This is a genomic window from Acidaminococcus sp. (genome assembly GCF_050873445.1).
Taxonomy (GTDB): domain Bacteria; phylum Bacillota; class Negativicutes; order Acidaminococcales; family Acidaminococcaceae; genus Acidaminococcus.
The window spans coordinates 22,800-31,731 of record NZ_JBNMIU010000022.1; the positions used below are offsets into that span (position 1 = coordinate 22,800).

Here is an 8,932-nt window from a genome sequence, read left to right on the forward strand (position 1 = left end):
AATCTCCTTTAGAAAAAGGTTAAAATTAGAAGCGGGTCGATCAAACCGATTGTCTCCATCGGCTGGTGACCAGTGACTGCAGATTAGTGACTGCTCCCCGGCTTATACTCTTCCAGATACAGTTCTTCGAACAGCTTCTTCCCGGTCTTCGTCTTGTACAACATCTCGTACAGGTGCTGGTTGCTTTCCCGGTTGGTGCCGTCCTCATAGGGGTTCACCAGCATATCCGCTTCTGCCAGGATCTGGGCATCCAGTCCATCGATGGTTTCGTAGGAATGATGATGAGCGATGAGCCACAAAATCCGGTCCTGATCCGCCCCGGTGATATCCAGCCTGTCCAATAATGGCTTGGCTTCCTCCGGCCCCAGCTGTTCCTGGATTTTACCATCATTGCGTCCGAACCGTATCTCACCCTGATGGATACCGATATCATGAAGATATGCAGCAGCCTCCAGATTGAACAGTTCCCGGCCGGAAAGCCCTTCGGCGATCCCGATGAGCCGGGCAAAAGCATGGACCTTCAAAAAATGGTGGATGCGCCGGGCATCCCCTTTATCATATGCAATCGTCAGCAATGCCAGTTGATCTAAGATTTCCATTGTCGTTCTCCTGCCACACAAGAATTTTCCTACATTATACAATGATTCAAAGACAGTGGAAAGAAAGTCATAAAGAGTTCATCGTTTCACACAAAAAGGGCCCCGCCTTGAGCAGGACCCTTTTGTCTTCTGGCACGCATCGTCGGTCACACATGGCGCTGCGCTTTCGGGGCCATCGTCCAGCAAATCACCTGCATCAGGCAGATCACCAGTGCAACGACTCCCATGCCGATCCAAAACATCGGTTCCAGATCCATAAAGTCCAGCATGGCGCATTCCTCCTTTCCCACAGGATTCGATTATCAAAAAGGATTCATTTCATCGTTCAACGTTGCAATTGACACTTACCCGTTCACAGCAGGCTCCCATAATGCCGGATATACGCCTTCTTGATGCTGGTGGCCAGCATCATGTACGCCAGCACTACCAGCGCCAGGAACCCGAAATACACCCCCGGCAATGGCAGGAACCCCAGATCTCTGCCCAGGCTCCCTGTAAACGGAAGCAGGGTGCAGACAGCAATCCCGCCGGTAGTGAGCATGGTCAGGACAGCCGATGCATGGCTCTGGATGAACGGGATTTTCGGTGTCCGGATCATATGGATGACCAGAGTCTGGGTCCACATGGATTCCACGAACCATCCGGCCTGGAACAGCGCCATATAGGCCTGCCGCACGTCAAGTCCCGCAAAGGCCCCGGCTGCGATCTTCGTCCCCGCCGGGATATGATGGAATGTGACCCCGCCGCTGACAAGCTGGGGGCAAATCACGAAATACAGCACCAGATAGGTGATCCAGTCGAACACCGAACTGGTAGGCCCCAGCCACAGCATGAAGCTGCCGATGCTGCCGGCATCCCAGTTCCGGGGTACTTTCAGATACTCCTCATCCACGTTGTCCCAGGGGATGGCGATGCAGGAGATTTCGTACAGCAGGTTCAGGATGATCAGCTGCAGGCTGCTCATGGGCAGGAACGGCAGCAATGCGCTGGCCGCCAGTACCGAAAACATGTTCCCGAAATTGGAACTGGCTGTCATCTTGATATACTTGATCATATTGGCGTAGGTCTTGCGTCCTTCCACAATGCCCTGTTCCAGCACCAGCAGGCTCTTCTCCAGCAGGATGATATCGGCGCTTTCCTTGGCAATATCCACGGCGCTGTCCACCGAAATCCCGATATCCGCATTCTTCAGGGCCGGAGCATCATTGATGCCGTCACCCATAAAGCCTACCGTATGGCCCCTTGCCTGCAGTGCCTCCACCACCCGAGCTTTCTGGTCCGGTGACAGTTTGGCGAACACCGTAGTCCGTTCCACTTCGCTTTCCAGGGTCTTCTCATCCATCTTGTCCAGGTCGCTGCCCAGCAAAATGTGTTCTGCCGGAAGCCCCACCTGTCGGCAGATGCACCGGGTGGTCTTTTCATTATCCCCGGTCAATACTTTCGTAGTGACTCCGTGTTCCTTCAATGCCGCAATGGCCTGGGCCGCACTGTCCTTGGGCGGATCCAGGAAAGCCAGATAGCCCAGCAGCACCATGCCGTTCTCATCCTTCACCCCAAAAGCTCCCACCGGAGAGGGATCGATTTTCCGGGCCAGGGCGATTACCCGCATGCCTTCTTCGTTCAGATGGTCCGCCACGCTGCGGAGTTTTTCCCGCAGTCCGTCCGTCAGCGGCAGCGGTTCATGGTTTTGTTCCACATAACCGCATACCTGCAGCATCTCTTCTACGGCTCCCTTGGTGATCATCTGGGTCCGGCCCCTGGGATCGGTAACCACCACCGACAGTCTCCGGCGAGCGAAATCGAAGGGAATCTCGTCCACCTTCTTATAGTTCTCGGACAGATCCAGCAGCTGGGGATCTGCATTTTCCTCTTCTTCGGTCTTCATGATAATGGCCCGGTCCATAAAGTTCTTGTATCCGGTCTGGAAGTAGCTGTTCAGATATGCATACCGCAGCACCCGCTGGCTTGGCCGGCCCTGGGGATCCAGGTGATATTCCAGCACCACCTTGTCCTGGGTCAGGGTCCCGGTCTTATCCGTACACAGCACATCCATGGCCCCGAAGCTCTGGATGGAATTCAGGTTTTTCACCACCGTCTTCTTTTCCGACATGGAAACGGCACCTTTGGCCAGGCAGGTGGTCACGATCATGGGCAGCATTTCCGGAGTCAGGCCCACTGCCACCGAAATAGCGAACAGGAAGGCCGCCACCCAGTCCCCCTTGGTGATGCCGTTCACGAAGAAGACCACAGGCACCATGGCCATCATGAAGCGGATCAGCACCCAGGATACGGAATTCACGCCCTTGGTAAAGTTGGTTTCCGGAGCCTCCTGGGCCATGGAGCTGGTCAGGCTGCCGAACAGGGTTTTATCCCCCGTGCGCAGCACCACACCTGTACCTGAACCGGAAATCACATTGGTTCCCATAAAGGCCAGGTTGTCCAGTTCCGTCACAGCCTTGTCACCACTGTTTGCCACTACCGCCGGCACCTTTTCCTGAGGGGCGCTTTCGCCGGTGAGAGAAGATTGGCTCACAAACAGGTCCCTGGCTTCCAGGATCCGCAGATCCGCCGGTACCATATCGCCGGTGGACAGGAATACCAGGTCCCCTGCCACCACATCCTGCAGGGAAACTTCCTGACGTTTGCCCTCCCGGATCACCGTACACGTAGTGGTGATCAGTTCCAGCAGTTTCGCTGCCGCATCCCCGCTGCGGGCTTCCTGGATGAACCGCAGGCAGCCGGAAACCAGGAGCAGGATCAGGATGATACCCACGGTCACCGGGTTGAAGCTGGCCCAGTCTCCCGCCCGCCAGGGCAGGATGATATCCGTCACTGTGGAAACCCCGGCCAGCACGAACAGAATCACCGTAAAGGGATTGATGAAGGCTTCCGCCAGCCGTTCCTGCAGAGACTTTTCCTTTTCCCGGGTTACTTTGTTTTCGCCGTAGGTATCCCGGTTCTTCTCGATCTGATCCGGAGTCAGGCCCTGATCCGCAGAGCCCAGTTTCTGCAGCAGCTCGTTTTTTTCCAGTCCGGCCATCTGTTTCAGGACGTTCTGGGTTTCCTGAGAAGCCGCCTGGAATTTCAGATTGTAGTTTGCTTTTTTCATGTTGTTCCTCCTAAAGAATTGCGGGGCTCGTTCCCCTCTTTAGGAAGCTGTCAATTCAGTCCGGGCGTGAAAGGCAGGACTTTCCAGACCCGCTTCTTCCGTACCCCGGCCTGTATAATCGACCGCTTCCGCTGGCACTGTCCATGCCTTCCCACCACCTTTCCAGGACTTAAGATTGACAAAAGAAACGCCGTCCGGGCAACAACCCGAACGGCGAAAAAATCTTTTTTCTTCAATGGAAACAGTTCCATTGCCACCGTACGAGCTTTAACTCTACAGGGCGGTGAAACTGCATTATGCGGCGCCTTCTTGTTTGACGCAGCCTGTTCAGACCTACGCGGGATGTCTCCATCCTGTTGCGGCAGCAGTCCATATCCCTGTAGGAGCCTTGCCTACCGGACACGATTCATTTGATAGCTACACTATAACCAATAAATAGAAATTTGTCAAGTTTATTACATTTTTCTTTTTTATTCTTTCATTTCCGCCCGATCAACAAACAAGACCCCTTCAGCATACTCTTCTCCGCTTCTGCCGGAGTAAGGAACGCGCCATCATCCGTGGGAATCAGTTCTGCCTCCCGGACGCCGCTTTCCAACACCCGTTTCAGCAAAATGTTCTTGTCCCCGTAAAACCCTCTGGTCATGATGTCGTGGATCACAAACACCCCGCCTTTTTTTACAGTCCGCAGGGCCTCCAGGATGGCATCCACCCGATCCATGCCCTGCACATGATGGTACACATAGTTGCTCACCACGGCATCGAAGGTTTCATCCGGGAACTCTATCTTCTGGGCGATGCCGTACATAAATACCGTATGCTTCACGCCTTCTGCCCTGGCGTTGGACTGGCACAGCTTCTGGTCGATGCCCGGCGTCACCTTCTGATCCCAGGGATCCGTGCCGATGATCATGGCATCGGGATGCCGCCGGGCAATAGCGAGAGCCAGCGCTCCGCTGCCTGTGCCAATATCCAGTACCTTGGCCCTGGGCGGCAGATCCACCTTGCCGGCCACCCCGGAAATCACCTTCCAGGCAATGCTGCGAGGGTTGTTCAGGTCGAAATCCTGGTATGCCCCGTACCAGCAGTACGTTTTATAACCGAACCAGAAAGTGGCCATGGAAAAAACGAAGATCAGCACCAGCCGGATGGGCGTGGGCAGGATGCCCAATCCAAATACCCCGAACACAAGACCCAGAATCAGCGGTATGGCCGTCCGCTTGATTCCTGTATGCAATACTGTTTCCGGCAGCCAGTTTTTATAATCCGGTTTCATAAGGATCACCTCCAAGAAATTCATACCCTTTCGGTGGTTCTTATTATAGCACAAATGTAATCATTTTAAGCACAGAAAAAGGAGCTGTGGCGAAACACAGCCCCTTTTTCCTTAAAACCGGCACTTAGCCGCAAATGCGTGGCCTTCCAGTCCTTCACCCTTAGCCATACGGTTCACCAGGGGTGCGATTTTCCTGCTGGCTTCTGCCGTCATGCTCTGGTGCGTACAGGTCTTCAGGAACGTACCCACATACACCCCGCCCGTATACCGGGCCGCCTTCACCGTGGGCAGGGTATGATTGGTGCCGGAAGCATAGTCCCCGAACACTTCCGCCGTATTGCCGCCGATGAACAGAGAACCATAGTTGTGCAGCTTTTCGATGACCCCGTCCGCATCCTTCAGGTTCACTTCCAGATGTTCCGGTGCATAGCTGTTGGCCTTGTCAATGGCTTCATCCAGATTATCCAGCAGCACTACTTCGCCGAAAGTATCCCAGCTCTGCCGGGCAATCCTGGCCGTAGGCAACCAGGACAGTTCTTCTTCCACTGCCCTGATGGTTTCGTTGGCCACCCGTTCGCTGGTGGTCAGCAGGATGGCCTTGGCGTTGGGATCGTGTTCCGCCTGGGCCAGCAGGTCCGCTGCCAGTACCTTCGGGTCAGCCTGATCATCACAGATCACCAGCACTTCACTGGGTCCGGCCACAAAATCGATGCCCACCTGGCCGTAGCACTGCCGTTTGGCTTCGGCCACGAACTGGTTGCCAGGACCTACGATCATATCCACCGGCTTGATGGTTTCCGTACCATAGGCAAAAGCCGCAATGGCCTGCACTCCGCCAATGGCATAGATTTCATCGGCCCCGGCCAGATCCATGGCCACCAGAGTGTGCACATTGATGTGCCCCGTCCCATGTGCCACAGGAGAAGCCGCCGCAATCCGCTTCACCCCAGCCACCTTGGCCGGCGTAATCAACATCATGGCCGAAGAATACAGGGGGAACCGGCCGCCCGGCACGTAGCACAGGCAGGACTGCATCGGCAGTACCCGGTGTCCCAAGTGGATCCCCGGCATGGGTTCAAAGTCGGGCAGTTCCTTGATGGTGGCCCGCTGGGCTTCGGCAAAAGCCCTCAGATTGTGCAGAGCCGCCTTCATATCCTTGATGTCCTGGGCCGGCACCTGATTATAAGCTGCCTGGATTTCTTCCCTGCTCACGCGGAACGTATCCCGCACATAGCCGTCGAATTTCTCACTATATTTTTTCAGGGCGGCATCCCCGTCGTTTACCACGTCGTCGATGATGGCAGATACTGTCTTGCGCAGCTCCCGCCGATCTTCCTTGGTCCGTTCTTTGCCTTCTTTGATATATTTCATTGGTATATCTCCCTTCTCTTCATCCATTATAAAGAGCTGGCACCCAAATGCAAGGGCCAGACCCGAAAATGCGATTCCATCGTCCCCTCCCGACCATGCCCAAAGTATACCAGTTCCAGTACGCTCCATGTCAACCTGCTTTTCTTCGGTAAAGCACAAAAAACGTTGAGCTAACTACAACTTTTGATGTATACTGTGAAAAAAGGCTTTTGCAGAAAGGAATCCTCATCATGAAAATCGGTCAAGCAGGCAAAAAATATGGGATTTCCCGGGATCATCTCTATTACTACATCAACTATGGGCTGCTGGTTCCTCCCAAGTCGGGCAAGCAGTATATTTTCGATGCGGATACCCTCCACGACCTGGATACCATCCTTTCCCTGCAGCAATTGGGATTCACCCTGGCGGAAATTCATCACATTCTTTCTCTGCACCGGATCACCGACGGGGAAAATGCCGACATCCGGGAAGAACTGCTGACCATCTATCAGCATCAGAAAAAGAAATGCCAGCAGGAACTTACGAAAGTGCAGAACCAGGTAGAAGGTCTGAACCAGAGGATCAAAGAACTGGCAGCCAGACAAAAGGGACCGTCCCGAAAGGTGGGCGTCCCTCTGTCCATGCTGGGCCTGCTGGCCTGCCCACACTGCCGCAGGGCCCTGGCATTATCGGACGTATCCATGGACACCCGGTACATCTACCAGGCTGACCTGGCCTGCGAATGCGGCTACCAGGCCCACATCCGGGATGGCATCCTGGTGACGGAAAACCGCTACACCGACAATGATGATACCCCCGATGTGCACCGGCTCATGTACAAAGACCTGCCCGCCGACATGATCAGCCTGTTCCAGCAGGCCTACAACTTCATGAACCGTCAGCTGGACAGCATGGGCCTGGAAAGCAAAGTAGTGCTGGAAACCTACGTGAACGCCTGGTTCTTTCTCTACACCCAGCAGAGCCATTTCCCTGAAAGCGGCCAGTACATCATCGTGGACAAGTACCCCGAGACCCTCTCCATGTACAAGAAACTCATGGAACAGGAAGGCCATCCCCTGAATATCCTGTACATTGCCGACAGTACACTGCAGCTGCCCCTGCTGCCCCATTGCGTGGACCTGAACCTGGACTTCTTCGCCGCCAACGAGCACAATTTTTACCGTCCCACCTTCTTCTACGAAGAACTGCTGCCCCTCCTTCGGAAAAATGCAAGGATCCTGGGCACCTACTTCTATTTTGAAGGCGGCCGGAAATCCATGGAAACCCTGCTCTCCACCTACCCCAAGTGCAGCCCCCACAACTTCAATCTTCCCTATTTCCAGCGCAGCCTGGAAAAATGGGGATTTACCCTGGAGCAGTATGAAAACGACGGCCCCAGCTTGGATTCCGGCAACAACATAGGTTTCGGCTTCCATCAGAAGGGTGAGAAATTGTTCCTGTATCCGTATGCAGGGAGGAGAAGATAGCATTCGTAGGGACGACCCATAAGGGGCGTCCGAATCAAAGTCGCCCAGAGAGCTAATCCCAGTGGCTGTATAACTTGCAGGAAGTATCTATATTACTGGGTAGAGGTGGTTAAATACTGTGTAACCATATCTTTCGGCATGTTACCCTCATCACCTTTTTGAATCCGGCCATCCCCCATTCCGGTCTCGGGAACTCCAACCTTAAAATTCTCCGGCTCTATGGAACAAATGAACCCGGACTTGACAGTATACTCCTGTTTATGGGATTTCTGATTCTTTGGGTAGATTTTATCAAGTGTCAGCCGATGAGCAACAAAAAAAACGCCCTCGAAAGGACGGTGAAAAATCAGTTATTCAATTTACAGACCAGGAAAGCTTTCTTGATTCTCTAGTAAATCTCCCTGCCCTCTTTCCAGGCTTTCCTGGCTTCGTTGAGGTACATGGTGTTATCGCCGTGCTTAAAGTCGGGATCTTCAAGCCTGGACAAAATCATTAGACCACCCACATACAGGGCAAACATCAAAAGTTCCAACTCTGCTTTTCCCACACATTGGGCAAATATCTTTCATATCTCGCATCTTCTTTCAACACCATTATACTATGCTCACCTGATTTTATCAGGTGGTTTTACAATCTAACTGCAACGACAGCATAAAATAAAGACACAAATCAGTTCATGCGATTTCAATCCACGCACCCTCAAGGGGTGCGACTAACAATGTTAGCAGTAAATTATTCAACATTCAGATTTCAATCCACGCACCCGCAAGGGGTGCGACGCATTTGCCTGGGTGTTCTTTGCATCGCTCACAGTTTCAATCCACGCACCCGCAAGGGGTGCGACCAAGCGGCTTCTGGCCGCCAGGGAACTGGGTAGAAGTTTCAATCCACGCACCCACAAGGGGTGCGACCGGGGGAAGGAGTGGTAGCGTCCATTCCATATCCGTTTCAATCCACGCACCCGCAAGGGGTGCGACGGGGGGAGATGCTCTCCCTTCTCCCAGTACTGGATTGTTTCAATCCACGCACCCGCAAGGGGTGCGACTTCACCCACGCCGACACGGAAAACCTCGTTCCGGGTTTCAATCCACGCACCCGCAAGGGGTGCGAC

6 protein-coding genes, 1 CRISPR repeat array and 1 riboswitch are annotated in these 8,932 nt (G+C 53.8%); of the genes, 1 reads left to right on the plus strand and 5 read right to left on the minus strand.

Going from position 1 to position 8,932, the window contains the following annotated elements; translation table 11 throughout:
• Nucleotides 1-83: 83 nt before the first annotated feature.
• From ACR0QW_RS05355 to hisD, 5 genes are all read right to left on the minus strand, one after another.
• Complete coding sequence (locus tag ACR0QW_RS05355) at nucleotides 84-599, minus strand: HD domain-containing protein (protein ID WP_432642682.1); 516 nt, start codon at nucleotides 597-599, stop codon at nucleotides 84-86.
• Between the two features lie 146 nt (nucleotides 600-745).
• Nucleotides 746-868, minus strand: coding sequence for a hypothetical protein (locus tag ACR0QW_RS05360; RefSeq protein WP_432642683.1), 123 nt, complete (start codon nucleotides 866-868; stop codon nucleotides 746-748).
• Between the two features lie 83 nt (nucleotides 869-951).
• Nucleotides 952-3,708 (minus strand): magnesium-translocating P-type ATPase, encoded by a 2,757-nt coding sequence (mgtA, locus tag ACR0QW_RS05365; protein WP_432642684.1) that lies wholly within the window; start codon nucleotides 3,706-3,708, stop codon nucleotides 952-954.
• 245 nt (nucleotides 3,709-3,953) lie between these two features.
• Nucleotides 3,954-4,115, minus strand: a riboswitch (M-box (ykoK) riboswitch).
• A 71-nt stretch (nucleotides 4,116-4,186) separates the two neighbouring features.
• Nucleotides 4,187-4,984 carry a class I SAM-dependent methyltransferase gene (locus tag ACR0QW_RS05370; RefSeq protein WP_432642685.1) on the minus strand — a complete coding sequence of 266 codons (798 nt, stop codon included), beginning with the start codon at nucleotides 4,982-4,984 and terminating at the stop codon, nucleotides 4,187-4,189.
• Nucleotides 4,985-5,095: 111 nt separating this feature from the next.
• Nucleotides 5,096-6,355 carry a histidinol dehydrogenase gene (hisD, locus tag ACR0QW_RS05375; protein ID WP_432642686.1) on the minus strand — a complete coding sequence of 420 codons (1,260 nt, stop codon included), beginning with the start codon at nucleotides 6,353-6,355 and terminating at the stop codon, nucleotides 5,096-5,098.
• A 230-nt stretch (nucleotides 6,356-6,585) separates the two neighbouring features.
• On the opposite strand from hisD, the gene ACR0QW_RS05380 reads away from it, so the two are divergent.
• Nucleotides 6,586-7,821 carry a MerR family transcriptional regulator gene (locus ACR0QW_RS05380; RefSeq protein WP_432642687.1) on the plus strand — a complete coding sequence of 412 codons (1,236 nt, stop codon included), beginning with the start codon at nucleotides 6,586-6,588 and terminating at the stop codon, nucleotides 7,819-7,821.
• Between the two features lie 681 nt (nucleotides 7,822-8,502).
• Nucleotides 8,503-8,932: direct repeats of the CRISPR family, unit length 32 nt; unit sequence GTTTCAATCCACGCACCCGCAAGGGGTGCGAC.

Bases quoted from the DNA above. Each gene is read 5' to 3' on its own strand.
- ACR0QW_RS05355 (WP_432642682.1), bottom strand. From the start codon at position 599: ATGGAAATCTTAGATCAACTGGCATTGCTGACGATTGCATATGATAAA.
- ACR0QW_RS05380 (WP_432642687.1), top strand. From the start codon at position 6,586: ATGAAAATCGGTCAAGCAGGCAAAAAATATGGGATTTCCCGGGATCAT.
- ACR0QW_RS05370 (WP_432642685.1), bottom strand. From the start codon at position 4,984: ATGAAACCGGATTATAAAAACTGGCTGCCGGAAACAGTATTGCATACA.
- hisD (WP_432642686.1), bottom strand. From the start codon at position 6,355: ATGAAATATATCAAAGAAGGCAAAGAACGGACCAAGGAAGATCGGCGG.
- mgtA (WP_432642684.1), bottom strand. From the start codon at position 3,708: ATGAAAAAAGCAAACTACAATCTGAAATTCCAGGCGGCTTCTCAGGAA.
- ACR0QW_RS05360 (WP_432642683.1), bottom strand. From the start codon at position 868: ATGCTGGACTTTATGGATCTGGAACCGATGTTTTGGATCGGCATGGGA.